Genomic DNA, 23807 nt, shown 5'->3' on the forward strand with positions numbered 1-23807 from the left:
CGGTTCCCGAGTCGCCCCTCGATGGTCGGAATTGAGCCAAATGGGTGGTGGCGAAGAGGGCATCATGTTTCAAATCGCCGCAGATCTGGGCCTGATGGGCGCCTCGCGACTTGTGACAGTAACGTTTTGTTTTCGGCCCCATCGAGCGGCCGCCCGCTCATTTGGTTAACCTGTATCGGACGGACAGCCCTTCTGGTGTTCCACCCACACCCACGGTCCGTCCCGGGACAAGCCGGTCACCACGGCCTGCTCTCACACGAGTTACCGGCGCCACCGCGTCCTCTCACTGCCTTCGACTCAGACCCGAGCGGGCGTCAGGCGACCGGAGCGACGGTGGTGACGTCCCGAGGGTGACCCGACACATAAGGAGTGCGCGGTGACACCGGAGAAGAATCGCGATCAGCGCCCCAAGGAACAGACGGAGCGCACGGGCCGTGGGACCGAGAAGAAGCTCGGCAGCCTGGACGTGTGGGCCAGGTCCGCCCCGATCCGCCTCGCGGGGTACGAGGACGACCTCGCCGAGCCGCACATCCTGCCCAGCGTCGACTGACGCTCCGCGGGAGGCACGTCGCGATCATCGTCGGCATGGGCGTGCCAGACTCACGCCCATGCTGATCAGAGAAGCCGCGGCCGACGACTGGGCGAGCATCTGGCCTTTCTGGCACCGTATCGTCGCCGCCCGCGAGACCTACGCCTGGGACCCGGACACCTCCGAGGAGGCGGCCCGCGTCCTGTGGGCGGGGCCGGGCAAGCGTGTGTTCGTCGCCGAGGACGACTCCGGGACCGTGGTCGGATCGGCCTACGTCGCCCCCAATTACGGCGGCCCCGCCGCCCGGATCGCGAACGCCGGTTTCATGGTCGACCCGGACCACTCCGGACGCGGCATCGGCCGCGCGCTCGCCGAGCACATCCTGGCCGAGGCCAGGTCCGACGGCTATCGGGGCATGGTCTTCAACGCCGTCGTGGAGACCAACCCCGCGGTCGGACTGTGGACTTCGCTCGGCTTCCGGATCCTCGGGACGGTGCCGGACGCGTACGAGCACGCCCGGTTCGGACTGGTGGGGCTGCACATCATGTACCGGGATCTCTAGGGCCCCTCTTCATGTGCCGGATTCTCCGGGACCGTTCCGTATGCACAGGGACCTCTGGGGCCTGTTCGTGTGTACCGAGACATCCGGGGCCTGTCCGGTCGGACAGGCCCCGGGGTCGTCCGCGCCGCGGGAAGCGCCCGCGTCCGTACTACTCCACGGGCGCGGTCCGTCGCCACGGTCGCGCCTGTTCCAGCCGGCCCGCCAGATCGAGGAGCAGGGCCTCGGAGCCGGGGCGGCCCACGAGCTGCACCGCGCACGGAGCGCCGCCCGGCAGCGTGCCGAAGGGCACCGACATCGCCGGCCAGCCGGTCAGGTTCCACGGCGGAGTCATCGGCGAACAGGCGCTGTTGGCGAGCAGATTGCGCAGCCAGCCCCGCTCGTGCCAGGCCGCGGCGGCCGGACCGCGCCGGGCGAGCGCCGGTGTGAGCAGGACGTCGTGCTCCTCGAAGAACGGCTCCAGGCGCCGGCGCAGTTCCTCGCGGCGCCCGCTGGTGCGCACCCCGGCGACGAAGCGGCGTCCCACGGCGGCGTGCACGCGGGTGCGCCGGGTGAGCCGGCGCGGGTCGAGGTCCTCGGCGTCCACGGCGGTGCCCGCCGTCCAGTGGGCGAGCGAGGTCGTGCCCAGCCACAGGGGATAGGGAGGCTCGGCGGCCCGCACCCGGTGGCCCGCACCGGCCAGCGCCTCCGCGGCCTGCCGGGCCGCGGTCGTATACGGCCGGGTGACGCGCATTCCGGCCAGGGGACTGCGCACGGAGAGGGCGACCTTCCGGGCGGTGGTCTCCCCGGGGTCCGCCGCCCCGCCGTCGGCGAGGACCGAGAACATCAGCCGCGCGTCCTCCACCGTCGTCGCCAGCGGGCCGTTCTCCGACATGCCGAACCAGTCGCCGTGACCGATGTCCGCCGGGATCACCCCGTGGCCCGGCTTCAGGCCGACGAGACCGCAGTGGGCGGCCGGGATGCGCAGCGAGCCCATGCCGTCGTTGCCGAGGGCGATCGGCACCATCCCGGCGGCGACCGCTGCGGCGCTGCCGCCCGACGAGCCACCCGCCGTGCGCGCGGTGTCCCACGGGTTGCGGGCGATGCCGTGCACACCGTCCGTGGTGCCGAAGACGCAGAGTTCGGGCACGTTCGTCAGGCCCACGACCACGGCGCCCGCCGCGCGCAGCCGGGCCACCGTCACATGGTCGTGGGCCGCGGGAGTGTCCGGGGTCGCGGCGGAGCCGTTGCGGTTCGACTCGCCCCGCACCGCGAGGTTGTCCTTGACCGCCACCGGCACGCCCGCGAGGGGAAGTCGGTCGAGGTCCCGCGCGGCCAGCGCCTCGGCCTCGGCGAGGGCGGACCCGGCCCGGACGGTGCGGAACGCGCCGATCCCGCCGTCGAGGCGTTCGATCCGCGCGAGGTGCTCGGCCACCACCTCGCGGGGCGTGACCCGCTTCTCGCGAACGGCTGCGGCGATCTCGGCGGCGGTCCGGCCGACCCAGGTGGTCACGGGCGCTCCTAGGGCTCGTACGTGTGCGTCTCGTGGTGTGCGTGCGCGCTTCTTGTTGCTCGTGCGCGAACGCTCGGCCGAACTCGCGCGCGCACGGGGTGTTCCGTGCACGTCGACGAGTCCGTACTCGTGAGTAGTGCGAGGAGCACTCTGCCCGGGCCGGGGCGCCGCGTCGAGAGGTACCGCCTCCCGGACCTGCGCCGCGGACCTGGTGGACACCGGTGGTGCAGCCCTCATGGGTATCCGACGGTCGGGAGATCATCCGATCACTGCTCCAACTTCCGTTCCTGCACGCCCCATTGACAGCTTTTTGCGGCGCATCAATCATCAGACATCCGATGAATGGAGCCGCTCATGAGCATGCATCCAAGACGTCAGGTACTGGGAGCCGCGGCGGGAGCCGCCGCCGCGGCCGCCCTTCCCCTCGCCGGCCCGGCACACGCACGGACCGCGGAACAGGCACACCCCGCGCAGGCCGGGGCCGCCGGCGAGGCAGCCGCGGACCAGTGGGTCACGGTCCCCTCTCCGGTTCCCGTCCCGCTCGACGCGCACTTCGACAACGACGGCCTCGACACCGCCGCGGCGCGCGGCGGGAACTTCGACGGCTCCGGCTACACCTTCCCGGGTGAGGAGCTCCCGGCCGGCCCCGTCGAGGTGAACGGCATCGCCTTTCGGTTCCCCTCCTCCGGTGCGGGCGCCCGGAACAACGTGGTCGCCCTCGGGCAGCGCGTCGACCTGCCCAAGGGGCGCTACCTGTCCGCCCTGTTCCTCACCGCGGGCAGCTACGGCAACGCCTCGGGCCGGGCCACCGTGCACTACGCCGACGGCTCCACGACGACCGCCGGACTCGGCGGCTCGGACTGGTACGCGGGGGGCGGTTCGCTGTCGGCGCCGTACCGCTACAAACCGGACGGCACCAAGGACGCGCACCCCGTCGGGATCGGCACGGCGGAGGTCTGGATGGACCCGCAGCGCGAGGCCGTCGCCCTGACCCTGCCCACCACCGACCCCGCCGAGGCGAACAAGACCTCCCTGCACGTCTTCGCCCTCTCCCTGCAACCCGCCGCCCAGGGGAGGGCCCTGGCCCTGCGGGACGCGCACTCCACCTTCTCGCTCCTGGAGTCGAGCGGCGCCCAGAGCGTCGAGGCCACCGTCGTCAACGCGGGCTCCGTCACCCTCCTCGCCGCGGACCGGGTGACGGTCGGTGTCGACGTGCCGGGCGCCCGCACCGTCGAGCCCGCGCGCGTGACCCGCCTCGACCCCGGCGAGCAGGCACGCGTCAGGGTCGGCATCCGCAACCGCGTGGGCACGACACCGGGAACCGCCCGGCGGGGCACGGTCACCGCCGACGGACGCGGCGGCCGGGCCGCCTCCGCCGCCGCCGACCTCACGCTCGGGACTCCGGACTACCGGCCCACCGAGGAGTCGCTCTCGGGCCACCAGGCCCCCTACTGGTTCCACCGCGCCAAGTTCGGCATCTTCATCCACTGGGGCGTCTACTCCGTGCCCGCCTGGTCGCCCGTCGGCAAGCAGTACGCCGAGTGGTACTGGAACCACCTGCAGAGCCCGGACAACGCCGTCCACGCGTACCACCGGGACACGTACGGGGAGGACTTCGCCTACGACGACTTCATCCCGATGTTCACGGCAGAGCGGTTCGAGCCCCGGGCCTGGGTGGAGCTGTTCCGTGACGCGGGCGCCCAATACCACGTGCTGACCTCGAAGCACCACGAGGGATTCGCCCTGTGGGACACCAAGGTCGCCGACCGCAACGCCGTACGGATGGGCCCGAAGCGCGATCTGATCCGCGAACTCTTCGACGCCTCCAAGCGGTTCACGCCGGAACTGCACCGGGGTCTGTACTTCTCCATGCCCGAGTGGTTCAACCCCGACAACCCCTGGATGGGTCACGCCCCGCGCAATCCGTACACCCAGGAGCCCGTGCCGTACACCGGATACACCGCGGGCAAGGACTATGTGAAGGACTATCAGGCCCCGCAGATGCTGGAGCTGATCCACGGCTACGACCCGTCCGTGCTGTGGTGCGACATCGGCGGCGCCAACGACAGCCTGAACGTGCTCGCGGAGTACTTCAACCACGGCAAGAACCGCCCGCAGCCGTACGAGGTGGCCGTCAACAACCGTGCGGGGATCGGCTTCCACGACTTCACGACACCCGAGTACACGACGTACGAGAACACCGTCGTCGCCAAGTGGGAGTCCAGCAGGGGACTCGACCCGTTCAGCTACGGCTACAACCGGGCCACGCCGGACGCCGAGTACATGACCGCGGAGGAGGTCGTCCGCAGCCTCGTCGACATCGTCTCGAAGAACGGCAACTTCCTGCTCGACATCGGCCCGCGCGCCGACGGCACCATTCCGGAGATCATGCAGACCCGGCTGCGCGAGACCGGACGCTGGCTGCGGACCAACGGCGAGGCCATCTACGACACCACGTACTGGTCGCGGATGGCACAGCTCGGCGAGGACCTGCGGTTCACGGTGCGGCAGAACGAGGCCTTCTACATCCACTCGCTGGCCACCCCCGGCGCCCGGCTGACCGTCGAGGCACCGGTGCCGGTCCGCGCCGGGGACAAGGTGACCATGCTCGGCCACGACCGGCCGCTGAGCTGGACCGTTCGCGACGGCGCGCTGGTGATCGACGTACCGGAGGCCGCCCGCCGGGCGGGACGGTACGTGTGGGTGTTCAAGGTGGACTGGCAGGTGTAGCGGGCGGGGAGCGGGGCCCGGGATGCGCCGGGCCCCGCGGAGGCCGACATTGGAAGCACAGCCCGCGCTCACGAGGAGGACCTCACGTGACGCTTCGTCCGTACGCAACCGGGCCCACGCCCCGGTGAGCCCCGGCGCCCGCCCGTCGTCGTCATGAGCCCGGACCGGCACGACCCCGCGCCGTCGCACGCGACGGCGCCACCACCCATGTCCAAGGAGGCCTTCCGGTCCCTGTACGACCGGCTGCGCGCACAGGCCCTCGCCGGCGGCACGGACCGGCGGAGCGGAACGCTGAGCCGACTCACGCCCGAACGCGTGGTGGCCGCCGCGGCCGGGGTCCGGTCCGGACGCACCGTGTCGCTCGCCGCTCCGGTCGAGACCAGCCCGGGCCCGGACGACCCGCACCCGGCGTCCCACTCGATGATCGCCCCGGCGGACGGGGACGCCGACGGGCACGGACTCCGGTTCGCCCTCGACAGATTTGCCATGAACGTGCACGGCGACGCCGACAGCCACCTGGACGCGCTCTGTCATGTGATCTTCGACGGTGAGCTCTACGGCGGTGTCCCGGCGAGCACCGTGACACCCGACGGCGCCGGAGCGCTGACGGTGGACCTCGTGCGGGACGGCATCGTCGGCCGTGGGGTCCTCCTGGACATCCCGCGGCTGCGGGGCGTGCCGTGGCTCGACCCCGGGGACGCGGTGACCGCCGACGAACTGGCGGCCGCGGAGGCCGCCCAGGACGTCACGGTCGGCCCGGGCGACCTGCTGTTCGTGCGCGTGGGGCACCGCCTGCGCCGTCGCAGCCTCGGTCCCTGGGACGCGGCACGGGCACGTGCGGGCCTGCATCCGGGCGCGATGGACTTCCTGGCCGAGCGGGGGGTCGCCGCCCTCGGATCGGACGGCAACAACGACACGGCCCCGAGCGTGGTGGCCGACGTCGCGTTCCCCGTCCACGTACTGGCCGTACAGGCCATGGGAATGCACCTCATGGACTACCTGGACTTCGAGGAACTCGTGCCGGTGTGCGAACAGTCGGACCGCCGGCACTTCCTGTGCGTGGTCGCGCCCCTGCGGCTGCCGTCGGCCACGGGCTCACCGGTGAACCCCATCGCCGTGCTGTGACGGACGGCGCCCGACGGTGCTCCGGGTGCCGCGGCGCCGCGGGCCGTATATGTTCGAGGAGGGGAGGGCCGAGGCGGATTCCGGCACCGCTCCGCGACCGCACGAGCGAGGACGGTGGTCGCCATGGGCGACTTCCCCCACTATGACGTCATCATCATCGGCACCGGCGCCGGCGGAGGCACACTCGCCCACCGGCTCGCCCCCTCCGGCAAACGCGTCCTCGTCCTCGAACGCGGCGACTACCTGCCGCGCGAACGGGACAACTGGGACTCGACGGCCGTGTTCGTCAAGGGCAAGTACCGGGCGCCGGAATTCTGGCTCGACAAACACGGCAACGAATTCCCGCCCGAGGTCAATTACTACGTCGGCGGCAACACCAAGTTCTACGGCGCCGCGCTGTTCCGGCTGCGTCCGGAGGACTTCGGGGAACTGCGCCACCACGACGGCGTCTCTCCCGCCTGGCCGATCCGCTACGAGGACCTGGAGCCGTACTACACCGAGGCCGAACACCTCTACCTGGTGCACGGCCGGCACGGTGAGGACCCGTCGGAGGGCCCGTGCAGCGGTCAGTACGCCTACCCGCCGGTCGAACACGAGCCGCGTATCCAGCAGTTGAGCGACGACCTGGAGAAGCAGGGACTGCACCCCTTCCACCTGCCGATCGGCGTCGACCTCACCCAGGACGCGAGCGGCCGGGCCACCCACTCCAGTGTCTGCATCCGCTGCAACCGGGTCGACGGCTTCCCGTGCCTGGTCCGCGGGAAGTCCGACGCCCAGGTGATCTGCGTGGAACCGGCCCTGCGGCACCCGAACGTCGAGCTCGTCACCAACGCCCGTGTGACGCGGCTGGAGACCGATCCGACGGGCCGCAGCGTCACCGCGGTGGTCGCCCAGCTTCCCGGGGCGGAACAGGCCCGCTTCTCGGGTGACGTCGTGGTCGTGGCCTGTGGGGCGGTCAACTCCGCGGTCCTGCTGCTGGTCTCGGCGAACGACCGGCACCCGGGCGGACTGGCGAACAGCTCGGACGTGGTCGGCCGGCACTACATGCGTCACAACAACCTGGCCCTGATGGCGATTTCGAAGGAACCCAACGACACCCAGTTCCAGAAGACCCTGGCCCTGCACGACTGGTATCTGGGCGCGGACGACTGGGACTACCCCCTCGGGGGAATCCAGATGCTCGGCAAGTCGGACGCCGAGCAGATCCACGGCGAGGCCCCACGGTGGGCCGGTGCGGTCGCACCGGACATGCCGTTCGAGGTCCTCGCCCATCACGCCGTCGACTTCTGGCTGTGCGGGGAGGACCTCCCGCAGCCCGGCAACAGGGTCTCCCTGGACACCGACGGCCGTATCCGTCTGACGCTCGACGAGAAGAACAACATCGCCGGTCTCGACCGCCTGCGGCACAAACTCCAGCAGATGCTGAGCCACCTGGGCATGCGCGAGCACCATCTGCTGTCCCACAGCATCTACCTGCACAAGGGCATGCCCATCGGCGCCACCGCCCACCAGGCGGGCACCGTGCGGTTCGGCGACGACCCGGCGTCCTCCGCCCTGGACGTCAACTGCAAGGCCCACGACCTCGACAACCTCTACGTCGTGGACACGAGCTTCTTCCCGAGCATCGGCGCGGTCAACCCGTCCCTGACGGCCATCGCCAACGCCCTCCGGGTCGGCGACCACATCGTCGAGCGGCTGTCCTGAAGCACCGCCGGCGCCCCGCCTCCGACCGGGCGACGTTCCTCAGCCGCCCAGCGCAACACAGTGGCTCCCGACATGCGCACACGCGTTCACGGTGATCGTGTGACACCGAGATCTCCGGGCCGCGGCCCGGCCGACCGGGTCCCGTGATCGAGGAGAGAGTCATCGTGAGTTCCGAGGGCGCACCTCAGGGCGTGGTCCCCGCACACCTGCTCAAGGGCCAGAAGGCGCTGGTCACCGGCGCCAACTCCGGGATCGGCCGGGCCACGGCCGTCGCGCTGGGCCGCGCGGGAGCGGACGTGGTCGTGAACTACGTGGCCGGCGGCGAGGAAGCCGAGAAGGTGGTCGAGGAGATCACCGCCTTCGGGGTGCGGGCGGCGGCCTACGAGGCGGACGTCTCCGACGAGGACCAGGTCGTCGCCATGACGGACCGGATGGTCGAGGAGTTCGGCACCATCGACATCCTGGTCGCCAACGCCGGGCTGCAGCGTGACTCCGCCTTCACCGAGATGACCGTCGCCCAGTGGCAGAAGGTGCTGGACGTCAACCTCACCGGCCAGTTCCTCTGTGCCCGGGAGGCGACCAAGGAGTTCCTGCGTCGCGGCGTCGTCCCCGAGGTGTCACGCGCCGCAGGGAAGATCATCTGCATGAGCTCGGTGCACCAGATCATCCCGTGGGCCGGGCACGTCAACTACGCCTCCTCCAAGGGCGGCGTGCAGATGATGATGCAGACGCTGGCCCAGGAACTCGCCCCGAAGAAGATCCGGGTGAACGCGGTCGCCCCCGGCGCCATCAAGACCCCCATCAACCGCAGCGCCTGGGAGACACCGCAGGCCCGCGAGGACCTCCTGCGGCTGATCCCGTACGACCGTATCGGCGACCCCGAGGACATCGCCCTCGCGGTCGTCGCCCTCGCCTCGGACCTCATGGACTACGTCGTGGGCACCACCGTCTACGTGGACGGCGGGATGACCCTCTTCCCCGGCTTCGCCACCGGCGGCTGACACCCCTCGTCGCGTCGGCCCTGGAGAGACTCACATGCACATCGCTGTCGCCCTGCTGACGGACGCGCCGACGCAGATGCTCCCGGCCAGATCGATGATGGCCTTCACCCTGGCCTCGCACATCATCCTCGTGCCGCTGGGTGTGGCGCTGCCCCTGATCACGCTGGTCATGCACGGCTACGGGCTGCGCCGCGGCGACCCGGAGGCACTGCTGCTGGCGCGGCGGTGGTCCGCGGTCATGGCGGTCCAGTTCGCCATCGGGGTCGTCACCGGCACCGTGCTGTCCTTCGAGTTCGGACTGCTGTGGCCCGGCATGATGGGCCGGTGGGGCGACGTCTTCGGCATCGGGTTCGGCGTCGAGGCCTGGGCCTTCTTCCTCGAAGCCGTACTCATCGCCATCTATCTCTACGGCTGGCGAAGACTTCCGTCCCGCACCCACTTCCTGCTCGCCCTGCCCCTGCCCTTCGCGGCCCTGCTGGGTGCCTTCGGCATCCTGGCCGCCAACTCCTGGATGAACACCCCGCGGGGCTTCACCCTCGACTCCGCCGGCAACCCGACCGACGTGAAGATCTGGAAGGCGATCTTCACGCCCATGTTCGGGCCGCAGTACTGGCATTTCGTCGTGGCGATGTTCGTGACGGCGGGCTACGTCGTGGCCGGCGTCTACGCGGTCGGTCGGCTGCGCGGGCGCCGGGACCGGTATCACCGGCTCGGCTTCACCGTCCCGTTCACGGTGGCCGCGATCCTCACGCCGGTGCAGTTCGTGCTCGGCGACTCCATCGCCCGCCAGGTGTTCCACAAGCAGCCGGTGAAGTTCGCCGCCATGGAGATCGTCTGGGACACCGACACCCATGTGCCGGAGTACCTGTTCGGCCGGCTGCACCCCGACGGCACGGTCTCCGGCGGCATCAAGATCCCCCAACTCGACTCGATCCTCGCCGGTTTCCGCCCCGACACGAAGGTGACCGGACTGACCTCCGTCCCCGCGAGCGACCGGCCCACCGCCACCCAGGCCACCATCACGCACTTCGCGTTCGACGTCATGGTCTTCATCGGCTCACTGCTGCTCCTGCTCGCCCTCTGGTACGGCGTCCTGTGGCTGTGGCGCCGCCGACTGCCCACCTCCCCGTGGTTCTTCCGCGGCGCGGCGTGCGCGGGCGTGGCCTCCGTCGTCGCCGTCGAATGCGGCTGGATCACCACCGAGGTGGGGCGCCAGCCCTGGATCGTGTACGAGAACATGCGGGTCGCCGAAGCGGTCACGTCGACGCGTTCCACCGGCCTGTGGATCACCTTCGGCCTCGTCGTCGTGGTGTACGTCTTCGTCTTCGGGTCGTTCCTGGCGGTGCTGCTGAAGATGCGGACCCGCTGGCGCCTCGCCGACGAGCGCTCCGGCCCCGCCGCACCCGTGGAGACGCCGGAGACGGACACCCCGTACGGGCCGCGGTCCGCGGTCGCGGCGGCCGGCACCTCCCGCCCCGGCGGCGACGGACCCTCCTCCGCCCCGGGAGGCCGACCGTGATCGCCGGAGTCGTCGCCGTCGTCCTGCTGCTCGTGATCACCGCCTACGCCTGCGCCGGGGGCACCGACTACGGAGCCGGTTTCTGGGACCTGACCGCGGGCGGAGCCGAACGCGGCAGGCGGCCCCGCCGGCTCATCGACCACGCGATGGCCCCCGTATGGGAGGTCAACAACGTCTGGCTCATCTTCGTGCTGGTCATCATGTGGACGGGGTTCCCGGTCTTCTTCCAGCAGGTGTTCACGGCGATGTGGCTGCCCCTGGCGCTGGCAGCGGTCGGCACCGTCCTGCGCGGCGCCGGCTTCGCCCTGCGCAAACCCAGCCGGCGGCTGGCCGGCCGCCGGCTGTACGGAGCCGTGTTCGCCGTCTCGTCGCTGCTGACGCCGTTCTTCCTCGGCGCCGCGGCCGGGGGAGTGGCCTCGGGCCGGGTGACGGCGGGGACCATGGCGGCGACCGAGGCGTGGGCCAACCCGACCTCGCTCCTGTTCGGTCTCCTCGCCGTCGCCACGACGGCCCTGCTCGGCGGTGTCTTCCTGGCGGCGGACGCCCGGCGCTTCGACGAACCCGATCTCGACGGCTACTTCCGGCGGCGCGCCCTGGGCGCCCTGGCCGTCGTCGCCGTCCTCGCCCTGGTCACGCTCTTCGTCACCCACGGCGACGCCCCTCACCTGTGGCACGGGCTCACGCACGGCGTCGGCCTGGTCTTCGTCGTCGTGGCCGCGCTGAGCACGCTCACGACGGCATGGCTGCTGATGCGTCCCTCCGGCGGCTGGGCCCGGGTGAGCGCCGTCACCGTGGTCGCGTCGTCCGTCATCGCCTGGGGCATGGCACAGCGCCCCTACCTCATCCCGACATCGATGACGATCGCCGAGGGCGCGGGCGCGCACACCACACTGCGCTGGCTGACGTTCGTCACCCTCGTCGCGGTCTTGCTGATCATCCCCGCGGTCGCCCTGCTCTACTGGCTGGACACCCAGGGCGAACTGGAGGGCCTCACCGACGCCGACCTGCGCCGCGGCGGCAGCGGTGACGAGGGCTGACCGCATGGCGGCCACGCACCGGACACGCGCAGGAGCGACGCCGCGATGACCGAGGACGACATCCTGCTCGGCACCGGTCTGACCGTCCTGCTCGCCGTGGGCTCCCAGATCTTCGCGAGCCGGTTGCGGATCCCGGCCCTGATCGTGCTGCTGCCCGTCGGGTTCGCCGCCGGAGCCCTCACCGACGTGGTCCATCCCGATCAGCTCCTCGGTGAGGCCTTCTCACCACTGGTGTCGCTGTCGGTGGCGATCATCCTCTACGACGCCGGTCTCGGGCTGGACCTGCGCCATCTCAAGGGCGCCACGCGCAAGGTCGTCGTACGGCTCATGGTCACCGGCGTGCTGCTCACCTGGGGAACCGTCCTCGCGCTGGGGCCCGCCCTGCTCGGAGTGCCCCTGGCCGTGGCCAGCGTGATCGGCGTCGTCCTCGTGGTGTCCGGACCGACCGTGGTCGGCCCGCTGCTCGACCACGTCAGGCCGTCGGACAAGGTGCGGCGGATCCTGGTGTGGGAAGGGTCCCTGATCGATCCCGTCGGGGGCATCCTCGGCGCCGTCGCCCTGCACTCCATCGTCTCCGGCGGTCTCCAGGCCGGTCATTTCCGCTTCGGTTCGTTCGTCGCCGGCATCGCCGTCGGACTGGCCGGCGGCGCGGTCGGCGCCGCACTTCTGTGGTTCACCCTGCGCGTGCTCCGCCTCGGCGAGACGCTCGGCACGCTCGCCCAGCTGGGCACCGTCGTCGTGGTGGCCGCGGGCTGCGACATGGTGTTCGCCGACACCGGGCTCATCGCCGCCATCATCGCGGGGCTGACGGTGGCGAACGTCCCCGGCTTCGACCTGCCCGCCCGCCGGCCGTTCTTCGAGACACTCGTCCAGCTGATCATCGGCCTGCTGTTCATCGCCATCTCGGCCACGGTGGCGCCGAAGGCGGTCGTCCCGGTCCTGCTGCCCACACTCGTGCTCGTCGCCGTGCTCGTCCTCGTGGTCAGACCGCTGGTCGCCCTGGTGTCCACCGCCGGGACGGACGTCGTCGCGCCCGAGCGCGCCTTCATCGGCTGGCTGGCTCCGCGCGGCATCGTCGCCGCGTCCACCGCCACGACCTTCTCCGCCTCGCTCGCCGCCGCCGGCCTGCGGGGCGCGGAGAAGATCCTCCCCGTCACCTTCCTGGTGATCGTCGGGACGGTCGTGGTCTACGCGCTGACGGTGAGACCGGTGGCCACGAGGCTCGGCATCGCCCGCCCCGAGCGCGCCCGCCCGCTGCTGGTGGGTGGCACACCGTGGGTGGTCGATCTCGCCCGGACACTGCGCGGCGCGGGACTCGACGTGCTGATGTGGGCCGGATCCGTCCAGGACAGGAACCGCATCGAGGAAGCCGGCATCGAGCTGGCCGCCGGCGAACTCGTGTCCGCGGCCACCGATCCGCAGGCGCGGCTGGAGGGTGTCACCGCGCTCTACCTGCTCACGGACGACGACGATTTCAACGCGCTGGCCTCGATCGTCATGGCGGACAGCGTCGAGGGTCCGGTCCACCGCATCGGCCCGCCCCCCGACAGCCGGGGCGTCGTCGCCCCCTACACGGTCGGTGACACGCTCTTCGGCCCGGAACTCGTCCGCCACGCCGTGGCGACCCGCTACGCGCAGGGCGCCCGGTTCCACGTGTGGCCCGCCGCGGACCCGACTCCGCCGGGCCACGAGACCCTGTTCGTGGTACGGGGCGACGGGCGGCTGGAACCGGTCACCGGGGCACAGGCGGTCACCGCCGTGGCCGGCGACGCGCTCGTCCTGCTCGGACCCGTGCCGGTGCCGGGCGCGCCGGTGCACGGCTGACCGGCTCCGGTCACCTCCGGTCGAGCGAGGCGTTCAGCGTGATGGCGGCATCGATGAGTGCGAGATGCGTGAACGCCTGTGGAAAGTTGCCGAGTTGGCGGCCTGTCAGGTCGATCTCCTCGGCGTACAGGCCCAGATGGTTGGCGTATCCCAGCATCTTCTCGAACACCAGCCGGGCCCTGTTGGTCCGCCCCGCGCGTGCCAGCGCGTCGACGTACATGAACGTGCACAGCGAGAAGGTGCCCTCCGTGCCGCGCAGCCCGTCGGGCGAGGCCGCGGGATCGTAGCGGTAGACCAGGCTGTCGCTGACCAGTTCCTGTTCCATGGCGTCGAGGGTCGAGATCCACAGCGGGTCCTCGGGGGTGATGAACCCCACCGTCGCCATGCGCAGCAGCGAGGAGTCGAGCACCTCACCGCCGTAGTGCTGGACGAAGGCCCGGCGTTCCTCGCTCCACCCCTTGGCCATGACCTGCTCGTAGATGTCGTCGCGCGCTCCGTGCCAGCGTGCTGCCGCTGCGGGCCGGCCGTTCGACTCGGCGAGCCTGAGAGCGCGGTCGAAGGCCACCCACGACATCACGCGGCCGTACGTGTAGTTCTTGCGTCCGCCGCGGCTCTCCCACAGACCGTCGCCCGCCTGGTCCCAGTGGTCGGCCAGCCAGTCGAGGTTCGTCAGCAGCGACGTCCATCCGTGGTGCCCGAGCTGGATTCCGTGCCGGTCCGCGAAGTGGATGCTGTCCAGCGCCTCGCCGTAGATGTCCAGCTGGAGCTGCGTGGCGGCGCCGTTGCCGATCCGCACCGGCGCGGAACCTGCGTAGCCCTCCCAGTGGTCGAGAATCTGTTCCTCCAGGTCGGAGGAGCCGTCGACCTTGTACATGATGTTGAGCGGTCCGGAGTCCCCGTCGCTGCCCGCCCGCTCCTTGACCCGGTTGCCCAGCCATACGATGAAGGCCTTGGCCTCCTCGGTGAAACCCAGTCCCAGCAGGGCGTACACGGAGAAGGAGGCGTCACGGATCCAGGTGAAGCGGTAGTCCCAGTTGCGCTCGCCGCCCAGTTGCTCGGGCAGTGCCGCCGTCGGGGCGGCCACCAGCGCGCCGCTGGGGGCGTAGGTCATCAGCTTCAGAGTGATCGCGGAGCGCTCGACCGCCTCCCGCCAGCGTCCCGAGTACCGCGACTGCCCCATCCAGGAACGCCAGAACGCGACGGTGTCGTCGAAGAGCCGCTGGTAATCGGCGAGACGGAACTCGTGCGGAGGTCCGTCGGCGCCCGACTCCAGGATCAGCCCGCGCTGCTGGCCCGCTCGCAGGGTCAGTGAGAAGTGCAGGTCGTCCTGTCGGTCGATGCGGACGTCGAGCATCCGTTCGTCCTCCGGTTCGCGGATGGAGTGCACGGTGAGTTCCGTGCCGTCCTCCGCGGCGAACACCGCTCCGTGCTCGGTGATGTGCATGCGGTGGGCCTTGCGGCCGTAGTCGAACCGGGGGGCGATCTCGATGTCGAACGTCATGCTTCCGCGTACACAGCGGACCATGCGGACCAGCCGGTGGCGGGACGTGACCGTCCTCCCCGTCACCGGCATGAAGTCGAGCACCTCGCCGGCACCCGCCTCGGTCATGAACCGGGTCACCAGGACCGCCGTGTCGGGGAGGTACAACTGCCGGGTCGCGTACGTCGCATGTATCGGGCGCACCGTGCAGTGGCCGCCCTTCTCCTTGTCGAGGAGTGCGCCGAACACGCTGGGGGAGTCGAACCGCGGGACGCAGAACCAGTCGACCGTACCGTCGGCGGTCACCAGCGCCGCGGTCTGCAGGTCGCCCAGCAGGCCGTGGTTCTCGATCAGCGGGTAGTCGTCCATCGGCGCGCCCTTCCGGTACGGGATCCACCCGAACGCACCCCCCCTGATCAGCCTAAGTCGAGGGCCGGACTCCGTCCCGCTGGGCACGGAGCGGAGCAGGACGGGCGCGGCCCGGCCGGCCCGCCGCCTTCTGCGCCGGTGCGCCCCGGCCTTCCCCGCCGGCGCTACGGACGCCCGGCGGTCCTGCGGGCGACACGGCGCCACAGGCGACGCTGAAGACGCAGGGTGAGCACCCCGACGCCCACGAGAACGACCACGTTGAGCAGCAACTGGAGCAGCGATCCCCGTGCCTGGCGCCATTCGGCGAAGGCGACCGAGACGGCGATGTCGGAGGCGGCGGGAATCGTCGTCACGGAGATGAACACCCCGAGCAGGGCGCTGCCGCGGGCCTCGGTCAGCGAGACGATCCCGACGACGCCGGCGAGGAAGGCGACGACGACGGAGAAGAAGTCGGGCGTGTCGATGAGGTGGGAGACCGGTCGCAGACCCAGCTCGTAGGCCTGGGACTGGAGGTGGGCGGCGCGCGACAGCACGGCGAACACGAAGGTGACCGCGATGGCCAGCAGGAAACCGGCCGTCAGCGCGCGCGTCCCCTCCCGGACCCGGCGCCGGTTGCCCTGGTCGAGTCCGAGGGCGATGCTGGTGATCGCCCGGTACTCGGGACCGACCACCATGGCGCCCACGATGAGGATCTGCGAGTTGGTCATGATACCGACGGCCCCGATGATCCCGGCGATGACCAGGAACAGGTAGAAGGACGGCGGGTAGGTCCCCTCGGCCCGGATACGGGCCTCGACCGCGGCCCACAGCGGCGCGTGCGCGCCGGGCCGGGAGGACTCGATCCGCTCCGCGCCGCGCGAGAACATCAGGTCCACGCCGTCGACGGCGATCGCCCCCGCACGGTCGACGCCCAGCGCGCGCAGGTCTCCCAGCACCGTGTCGGCGGCGCCCTTCAGCACGTCGCACTCGACCGCGTCGCCGTCCGGGACACGAACCGACCGCACGACGACCACGTTGAGGACACGATCGTCCGAGGTGAGCAGGTCGAGCGCGGGCCGGGTCAGTGCGGCCGGCATGACCATCCGGAAGTGGATCACGTCCATCCGGGCCTCCGGCGGTCGGGAGCCGGAGGGGCCACCGGTCGGGCGGGGTCCTGGTGCGTGACGGGCCGCGGACCGCCGGGGCGGCCGTCCGGCGCGCGCTGCGGTACCGAACCGGTCGACCGGGCCACGGGCCCGCTACCGTTCCGCGGACACGGGTACGTGTCCGCCGTCACCCGGAGCGCTCCGTGCGGCCCGGCGCGGTACCGGCGCCATCGCTCGTGCACCCGGGCTCACCGGTCCTCCCAGCCCTCGTCGCGCAGCCGTCGCCAGAGGTTCGTGCGATGCAGCACGTAGAGGGCGCCGACCAGGGAGATCACCTGCAACCCGACGGCGAGCAGCCAGAAGACCACGCCGCTCTCCAACTCGTCCGTCAGATAGGTGAAGTTCATGCCGAAGTACCCGGTGAGGAAGGACAGCGGCAAAAAGATGGTCGACACGATGGCCAGCCGGTTGATCACGCCGTTCTGTTCGCCGGAGACCAGGGACGTGTAGCTGGCGAAGGCGCGCCGGCTGGCGTCCTGGAGCGACTCGATGTCCTGGAGCACCAGCCTGCATCCCTGCTGGAACTCCCGGGCGAGCCGCTGGCGTTCCTCGGGGAAGGTGCTGCTCAGCATGCGCCGCGTGATGACCTCGTCCATCGTCTGGAGGTAGGGCAGCAGCGAGTGGTGCAGGAGGGCCGCTCGCCGCCTCAGCTGCGAGAGTCGGTAGACCTGCTGCGCCTGCCGGTTCTCGAACATCTCGTCCTCGAGGTCCTCCACTGTCAGAAGGGCCGCCACAGCGGCCCGTCGGAAGGTCTCCAGCGCCGCCTGAAGCATCAGGAACAGCACGGCCACGGCGTCGGCGGGCCTTTCCTCCCGCAGTTGCGAGGTGAGGCTCTCCAGTGGCTCGACCTGCCCCCGGTGGGCCGTGACCAGGTACCGCTCGGTGACCAGGACGTGGACATGGGCGACCCGGTCCACCAGGTACATCGGTACGACGAAGGTCGCCCTGTCCCCCTGGTACTCGGCCCGTACGGGTTCACCCTTCCTGCCGAACCAGGCGTAACGTCCGGCGTCGAGGCCGAGCTGGGGTGCGAGAAGCTCTTCGTCGGGTGCCGCTTCTTCGGGGAGCTCGACGTCGACGAGCAGGAAGGCGGACGTGGCGAGACGCTCACGTGCCTCCGTCGCGTCCGTGCGCGTGACGAGCCCTTCCGGCATCGACACCACCGATACGATCATCGCCCCTCACCGTCGTCACGAAGTCCGTACGTCCCACCGTGCGCACACTCGGGCGGGCACGCACGCGGACGGAGGCAGCCGCCCCGGAGGGTGCCCCGAACGGGTGAAGTCGTGTGAAGTCGTGAGGGGCGAGGCAGGGCGCGGGCGCGGAGTGGGACAGGCGGGACGCGGGCCCGGAGTAGGGCAGGCGGGACGCGGGGCGCGCGGAGTGGAGCAGCCCGCACGCGGGGCGCGCGGCGCCGGCGGGAGGGCGGGACGCTGGGCGCGAGCGGGACGGGCGCGGGGCGCAGACGGCGCGGTGGGACGGGGCGGCCCGTCGGACGGCCGCCCCGTCCGGTCACGCCCCGCAGCGGCCCGTGCTGTCCCGTTCGATCAGGCGCGGCACCGGTACCTGCACCGTACGCGCCGGACCGCCGTCGAGGAGCGCGGTCAGCTCCTGCGCGGCGGTGCGCCCGAACTCCACCGTGTCCCGGGAGAGCGCGGACAGCCAGGGCTTGACCATGCGGCACAGCGCGGAGTCCTCCCACGCCACCACCGACACCTGGCCCGGCACGGAGAAGCCCAGCTCGGTGGCGGCGGCGACGCCGGCGACGGCCATCACGTCGTTGTCGTAGACGAGCGCGGTCGGCGGGGTGCCGCCCTCCAGCACGCGGCGGGTGACCGCGGCGGCCTCCGAGTCGGAGTAGTCGGTGGGCACCGAGCGGACCTCGGTCAGACCGCGCCGCTCGGCCTCCGCACGCAGCGTACGGATCCGCCGCTCGGTGTGGGCGAGCCCCGGCAGACCGGCGATGTGCACGATCCTGCGGTGGCCGAGCGAGTACAGCTCGTCGACGACCGAGGCCATCGCACCCGCGTCGTCCGCCCACACGGTCGACAGGCCGGGGTGCCGGGCGTCCGGCACCCCGCCGATCACCACGGCGGGCAGGCCCAGTTCGTCGAGCAGGTCCGGACGCGGATCGTCGACGCGCGGGTCGACCACCATCACTCCGTCCACCCGGTGCTCGGCCCACCAGCGACGGTAGACGGCGCACTCGGCGTCCACGTCCTCGACCACCTGGAAGAGGAGGCCGAGATGACGCTCCGCCAGCACCTCCTGGATGCCGGAGATGAGCTGGAGGAAGAAGGAGTCCACGCCGAGCGTGTCGGCGGGGCGCGCCACCACGAGGCCGACCGTGGCGGCTCCCTCACCGGACAGCTGGCGTGCCGCCGTGCTGGGCCGCCAGCCCAGCTGTTCGGCGACCCGGCGCACCCGGTCGCGCGTGACCTCGGAGACTCCGGGCCGGTCGTTGAGCGCGAAGGAGACCGCGCTCTCGGAGACCCCGGCGCGTCGCGCGATGTCCTTCATCGTCGGCCGGCGCGCGGGTGACCGCTTGGCTGGCACCTGACCCCCCATTTCTCCGAGCCATGCACTAATGCGCTTGAGTGATCCAACCCTAAAGCGCATTAGTGGGAACCTGCAAGTGTGTGATGGCGCGCTTCTGACCTGGACTAATGCTCTGCGGATTCATTTAGTCCGCACGAATCCATTGACTTTTCCGAAGCGTGCCGGGCAAGGTCGCTGGCGCCACCTCCACGCACCACCCGCCGACGCCGCAAGGGAGCCGTGTCACCGTGCCCATACCCCGCAGAGCCCTCGTCGCCGCCGCCGTCGCCCTCGTCCTGCCGCTGAGCGCCTGCGGCTCCGGGGACGACTCCAGCGGCTCCACGGACGCCTCCGGCAAGATCGAGGGCGACATCACCTTCCAGACCTGGAACCTGAGGGCCAACTTCAAGCCGTACTTCGAAGGCGTGATCGCCGACTTCGAGAAGAAGTACCCCGGCACCCACGTGAAGTGGATCGACCAGCCCGCGGAGGGCTACGCCGACAAGATCAGCGCCGACGCCGCCGGCGGCACCCTGCCGGACGTCGTCAACGTCTCGCCCGACCTGGTCGCGCCGCTCGCCAAGGCGGGCCTCGCGCTCGACCTCGACAAGTCCGCCGCGCAGTACAAGAAGGAGTACCTCGACGGCGCCTGGGCGAGCCACCAGATCCCGGGGATGAACGGGACGTACGCCTTCCCCTGGTACCTCAACACCGGGCCGCTGTTCTACAACAAGTCGCTGTTCAAGGAGGCCGGGCTCGACGCCTCCAAGCCGCCCACCACGTACGACGAACTCTTCACCGAGGCGCTTCAGCTGGCGAAGAAGAGCGACGGCAAGGTCGCCACGCTCGCCAACGTGCCGACCATCGAGGACTTCGGCCGCTATGGCGTCGAGCTCATGAACAAGCAGGGCACGGGCTTCGCCTTCAACGACGCCAAGGGCGTCGAACTCCTCACGAAGTACAAGGAGTTGTACGACGCCAAGGCGCTCGACCCGCAGGCACTGACGGCGACCCCCGAGTCGTCCGGCAAGAAGTTCCTCACCGGCGCCGTCGCCATGAACCCGGGCAGCGCGCTGGACCTCGGAAACTTCAAGAAGCAGGCGCCGAACCTGTACAAGAACATCGGCATCACGGACCAGATCACCAGCACCGGCAAGGTGAACATGTACGTGATGGGCGTGATGGTCAACGCGCGCACCAAGCACACGCCGGCCGCCGTCGCCTTCGCGCACTACGTCACCGACGCGCAGAACCAGATGTCCTTCGCCAAGAAGGTCGCGATCTTCCCCAGCACGGCCGGATCGCTCGACGACCCCTACTTCACCAAGGAGGACGGGACCGACGAGACGCGGGTGCGCATCGCCGCCGCCAAGTCCCTGAAGAACGCGGTGAACTACACCCCGGTCCTGTTCAGCGAGCAGATGAAGACGGCGCTGCGCAACGAGGTCGCCAAGGCGCTGCAGGGCAAGGAGAGCCCCAAGGCAGCACTTGACAACGCTGTCAAGGCCTCCGACCGGCTGCTCCAGCAGCAGGGCTGATCAGGCATGGCGAGTCCCTCCAGTACCGCACGGGTGCCGCGCTCCGCAGCTCGGGGGCGGCACCCCGGCTCCGCGACCCGCGAGCAGGGCCCCGGCGCGCCCCGGCCCGGCTCCCGGGTGAGGCGTCAACTGCCCACCAGCCCCTGGCTGTTCGCAGCACCGGGCATCCTGGTCGTCGGCGTCTTCATCCTGTACCCCTTCGTCTCCACCCTGGTGAACGCCTTCACCGACCGCCGGACCCTGATGCCCGGCGAGTACGTGGGCCTGGCCAACTTCCGGGAGCTGCTGCACGACGAGATGTTCTGGACCGGGCTGCGCAACAGCACGCTGTACGTCCTCGGGGTCGTCCCCGCGCTCGTCCTGCTGCCGCTGCTGCTCGCCCTGCTCGTCCAGAAGAACATCCCCGGCATCACCTTCTTCCGGTCGGCCTTCTACACGCCGGTGGTCGCGTCCATCGTCGTGGTCGGCCTCATCTGGGTGTGGCTCCTGGACGAACGCGGCCTGGTGAACGCGCTGCTGGAGGCGATCGGCGTCGGCAAGGTCGGCTTCCTCAGCGACCAGTGGCTGCTCCTGCTGAGCGCCATGGCCGTCACGGTCTGGAGGGGCCTCGGCTACTACATGATCATTTACCTGGCTGCGCTCGCGAACGTCCCGCGCGAACTGCACGAGGCCGCCCAGGTGGACGGCGCGGGCGCCGTGCGCCGCTTCTTCACGGTCACCGTGCCCGCCGTCCGCTCCACCATGGTGCTGGTCGCCGCGCTCTCCTCGGTCTCCGCCTTCAAGGTGTTCTCCGAGGTCTACCTGATGGCGGGACCCGACGGTGGCCCGGCCGGCGAGGACACCACCCTCGTGATGCTCGTGCAGCGCACCGGCACCGGGCTGACCGGCCGGGTCGGCTACGCCTCCGCCATCTCGGTCGTCGTCTTCCTCGTCACCGTCGTCCTGATGCTGCTGGTGCTGCGCGCCGACCGGAAGGAGGAGACGTGAGCGTCACCGAGAAGGCACCACCCGCCGAGACACCCGCCACCGTCCGCGCGCCCCGGCTCCGCGACGAGCACGGCCGGCGCATCCGGGTGTGGGAACTCGTCCTGCGCTACGCGCTGTTGCTCGGTGTCCTGGCCCTCACCGTGGGCCCGTTCCTGTGGCAGCTGTCCACCTCGCTCAAGGGCCCGCACGAGGACATCTTCAGCTCCCCGCCGCGGTTCCTGCCGGGCGATCCGACCCTGCACAACTACCAGCGCGTCGCCGACACCATCCCCGTGTGGGACTACGCCCTCAACTCGCTGAAGGTGGCGGCGGCCAACGTGGTGACCAACTGCGTGGGCTCCGCCCTCGCCGGGTACGCCCTCGCCCGGCTGCGCTACCGCGGCCGCAGGCTCGCCACCCTGGTCTTCGTCCTCGCCATGCTCGTGCCGGCGGAAAGCATCATCATCGCCCAGTTCACGACCATGCGGGAGCTGGGCCTGAACAACACGCTGATCGGCGTCGTGCTGCCCGGCTGCATCGGAGCGATGAACGTCCTGCTGATGCGCAACGCCTTCCTCAACCTCCCCTACGAGATCGAGGAGGCCGCCTTCGTCGACGGCGCGAACGCCTGGCAGCGCTTCCTCGGGATCGCGCTCCCGTCGGTGAAGGGCACTCTCGCCGTGGTCGCGATCTTCGCCTTCATGGGTGCCTGGGACGACTTCCTGTGGCCGCTGATCGTGCTCAGCGACCCGTCGAAATTCACCCTGACCATCGGACTCAACTACCTGCACGGCACCTTCGCCAACGACGAACGGCTCGTCGCCGCGGGCACCATCATCGCCGTCGCGCCCCTGATCGCCCTCTTCGCCTGCCTCCAGCGCTACTTCTTCCGCGGTGTGGGCGAGGGCGCCGTCAAGGGCTGACCTCCCGTACCACCGATTCCGCAAGGACCCCGCATGCCCCCTGCCGTGCGCTTCGGCGTCAACTACACCCCCAGCGAGGGGTGGTTCCACCACTGGCTCGACTTCGACCTCGACTCCGTACGCGCCGATCTCGACTCGATCGCCGCGCTCGGTCTCGACCACGTCCGGGTCTTCCCGCTGTGGCCCCTCTTCCAGCCCAACCGGACGCTGATCCGGCCACGCGCCGTCGAACAACTCGTCGCGCTCGCCGACGCGGCGGCCGAGCGTGGACTCGACGTCAACGTGGACGGACTGCAAGGACACCTGTCGAGCTTCGACTTCCTGCCGGCGTGGACGCAGACCTGGCACCGGCGCAACATCTTCACCGACCCGGACGTGGTCGAGGCACAGGCGGAGTACCTGCGCACCCTGGCCGCCGCACTCGCGGACCGGACCAACTTCATCGGGATGACGATCGGCAACGAGGTCAACCAGTTCGCGGCCGGCCCCCACCCCGACCCCGACCGGATCACCTCCGAGCAGGCCGGCCGCTGGCTGGACCGGCTGCTCACCGCCTGCTCCGACGGCGCCCCCGGCAAGCTCCACCTGCACGCCTCGTACGACGCCGCCTGGTACCAGGACGACCAGCCGTTCACTCCCGCGCACTCGGCACGGCTCGGCGCGGTCACCGCCGTGCACTCGTGGGTGTTCAACGGCACGGCACAGCGCCACGGGCGTACCGGTGTCGCCACCGAGCACCACGCCGCCTACCTCATCGAGCTGTCCAAGGCCTGGGCCGACGACCCGCACCGCCCCGTCTGGCTCCAGGAGGTCGGCGCGCCCGCCCCGCTGATCCCCGCCGAGCACGCCGCCGCCTTCACCGAGGCCACCGTCGCGCACGCCCTCGACTGCCCCGGACTGTGGGGTGTCACCTGGTGGTGCTCGCACGACGTCAGCCGCGGCCTCGCCGACTTCCCCGAACTCGAGTACAGCCTCGGTCTGCTGACCAACGACCGGCGTACCAAACCCGCCGGCGAGAGCATCGCCCGGATCGTCAAGGAACAGCGCCCGGAGGCACCCGCACCGCGCACCACCGCCCTGGTCGTCGACACCGCGCCGGGCCGCTCGGTCTGCGCGCCCGGCGGCCCCGTCTTCGAGGCCTTCGCCCGGCTGACCGCCGACGGGGCGAGGCCCACCACCGTGCTCGCGAGCCGCGCCGCCGACGCGGAACACCTCGCGGCGCGGGGCATCACCGAGGTCGTCACCCCGGACCAGGTCGTCCCCGACCAGGTCACCCGGTGACCGTGGCACCACCGCAAGCACCGTAGACCGTCCCCCAACGATACGGA

Annotated in this window: 18 protein-coding genes; 13 read left to right on the forward strand and 5 right to left on the reverse strand. The window is 70.7% G+C overall.

The features are described 5' to 3' along the window. Positions 1–376: 376 nt before the first annotated feature. Positions 377–550 (forward strand): hypothetical protein, encoded by a 174-nt coding sequence (locus tag ABEB03_RS34015; RefSeq protein WP_179332661.1) that lies wholly within the window; start codon positions 377–379, stop codon positions 548–550. 58 nt (positions 551–608) lie between these two features. Further along, on the forward strand, positions 609–1091 hold the full coding sequence (locus ABEB03_RS34020) for a GNAT family N-acetyltransferase (protein ID WP_345656700.1): 483 nt from the start codon (positions 609–611) through the stop codon (positions 1089–1091). 148 nt (positions 1092–1239) lie between these two features. Here ABEB03_RS34020 and ABEB03_RS34025 read toward each other — a convergent pair whose 3' ends face one another. Continuing rightward, the gene (locus ABEB03_RS34025; RefSeq protein ID WP_345656702.1) at positions 1240–2580 is read right to left on the reverse strand and encodes an amidase; all 1341 of its coding nucleotides are present in this window, start codon (positions 2578–2580) and stop codon (positions 1240–1242) included. A 354-nt stretch (positions 2581–2934) separates the two neighbouring features. On the opposite strand from ABEB03_RS34025, the gene ABEB03_RS34030 reads away from it, so the two are divergent. The 7 genes from ABEB03_RS34030 (at position 2935) to ABEB03_RS34060 (ending at position 13520) form a co-directional block, all read left to right on the forward strand. Further along, the gene (locus ABEB03_RS34030) at positions 2935–5310 is read left to right on the forward strand and encodes an alpha-L-fucosidase (RefSeq protein ID WP_345656703.1); all 2376 of its coding nucleotides are present in this window, start codon (positions 2935–2937) and stop codon (positions 5308–5310) included. A 207-nt stretch (positions 5311–5517) separates the two neighbouring features. After that, a complete protein-coding gene (locus ABEB03_RS34035) occupies positions 5518–6435 on the forward strand; it encodes a cyclase family protein (RefSeq protein ID WP_345656704.1) in 918 nt (305 codons plus the stop codon). Between the two features lie 123 nt (positions 6436–6558). Beyond that, positions 6559–8139, forward strand: a complete 1581-nt coding sequence (locus ABEB03_RS34040) for a GMC family oxidoreductase (RefSeq protein WP_345656706.1) — start codon at positions 6559–6561, stop codon at positions 8137–8139. A gap of 206 nt (positions 8140–8345) precedes the next feature. After that, positions 8346–9140 (forward strand): SDR family oxidoreductase, encoded by a 795-nt coding sequence (locus ABEB03_RS34045; protein ID WP_425589343.1) that lies wholly within the window; start codon positions 8346–8348, stop codon positions 9138–9140. A gap of 34 nt (positions 9141–9174) precedes the next feature. Then, positions 9175–10659, forward strand: a complete 1485-nt coding sequence (locus ABEB03_RS34050) for a cytochrome ubiquinol oxidase subunit I (protein WP_345656707.1) — start codon at positions 9175–9177, stop codon at positions 10657–10659. After that, on the forward strand, positions 10656–11696 hold the full coding sequence (locus ABEB03_RS34055) for a cytochrome d ubiquinol oxidase subunit II (protein ID WP_345656708.1): 1041 nt from the start codon (positions 10656–10658) through the stop codon (positions 11694–11696). The genes ABEB03_RS34050 and ABEB03_RS34055 overlap by 4 nt, the downstream gene beginning before the upstream one ends. A gap of 45 nt (positions 11697–11741) precedes the next feature. Continuing rightward, positions 11742–13520: a cation:proton antiporter gene (locus ABEB03_RS34060; protein ID WP_345656709.1), complete on the forward strand. Its 1779-nt coding sequence runs from the start codon at positions 11742–11744 to the stop codon at positions 13518–13520. A gap of 10 nt (positions 13521–13530) precedes the next feature. Here the strand turns inward: ABEB03_RS34060 and ABEB03_RS34065 are convergent, their stop codons facing one another. From ABEB03_RS34065 to ABEB03_RS34080, 4 genes are all read right to left on the reverse strand, one after another. Next, positions 13531–15369, reverse strand: coding sequence for a glycoside hydrolase family 15 protein (locus ABEB03_RS34065; RefSeq protein WP_345656711.1), 1839 nt, complete (start codon positions 15367–15369; stop codon positions 13531–13533). A 164-nt stretch (positions 15370–15533) separates the two neighbouring features. Next, complete coding sequence (locus ABEB03_RS34070; RefSeq protein ID WP_345656713.1) at positions 15534–16472, reverse strand: DUF389 domain-containing protein; 939 nt, start codon at positions 16470–16472, stop codon at positions 15534–15536. 230 nt (positions 16473–16702) lie between these two features. Continuing rightward, positions 16703–17689 (reverse strand): magnesium transporter CorA family protein, encoded by a 987-nt coding sequence (locus ABEB03_RS34075; RefSeq protein WP_345656714.1) that lies wholly within the window; start codon positions 17687–17689, stop codon positions 16703–16705. A 337-nt stretch (positions 17690–18026) separates the two neighbouring features. Then, positions 18027–19070: a LacI family DNA-binding transcriptional regulator gene (locus tag ABEB03_RS34080; RefSeq protein WP_345656715.1), complete on the reverse strand. Its 1044-nt coding sequence runs from the start codon at positions 19068–19070 to the stop codon at positions 18027–18029. Positions 19071–19300: 230 nt separating this feature from the next. On the opposite strand from ABEB03_RS34080, the gene ABEB03_RS34085 reads away from it, so the two are divergent. From ABEB03_RS34085 to ABEB03_RS34100, 4 genes are read left to right on the forward strand one after another with little or no spacing between them, the layout of a single operon-like run. Beyond that, positions 19301–20590 carry an ABC transporter substrate-binding protein gene (locus ABEB03_RS34085; RefSeq protein ID WP_345656716.1) on the forward strand — a complete coding sequence of 430 codons (1290 nt, stop codon included), beginning with the start codon at positions 19301–19303 and terminating at the stop codon, positions 20588–20590. Between the two features lie 6 nt (positions 20591–20596). Next, positions 20597–21577 carry a carbohydrate ABC transporter permease gene (locus tag ABEB03_RS34090; protein ID WP_345656717.1) on the forward strand — a complete coding sequence of 327 codons (981 nt, stop codon included), beginning with the start codon at positions 20597–20599 and terminating at the stop codon, positions 21575–21577. Further along, positions 21574–22479, forward strand: coding sequence for a carbohydrate ABC transporter permease (locus tag ABEB03_RS34095; protein WP_345656718.1), 906 nt, complete (start codon positions 21574–21576; stop codon positions 22477–22479). Before ABEB03_RS34090 ends, ABEB03_RS34095 begins: the two co-directional genes overlap by 4 nt. 33 nt (positions 22480–22512) lie before the next feature. Beyond that, positions 22513–23760 carry a glycoside hydrolase 5 family protein gene (locus ABEB03_RS34100; protein WP_345656719.1) on the forward strand — a complete coding sequence of 416 codons (1248 nt, stop codon included), beginning with the start codon at positions 22513–22515 and terminating at the stop codon, positions 23758–23760. Positions 23761–23807: the final 47 nt, after the last annotated feature.

The organism is Streptomyces siamensis (genome assembly GCF_039543605.1).
Classification (GTDB): Bacteria; Actinomycetota; Actinomycetes; order Streptomycetales; family Streptomycetaceae; genus Streptomyces; species Streptomyces siamensis.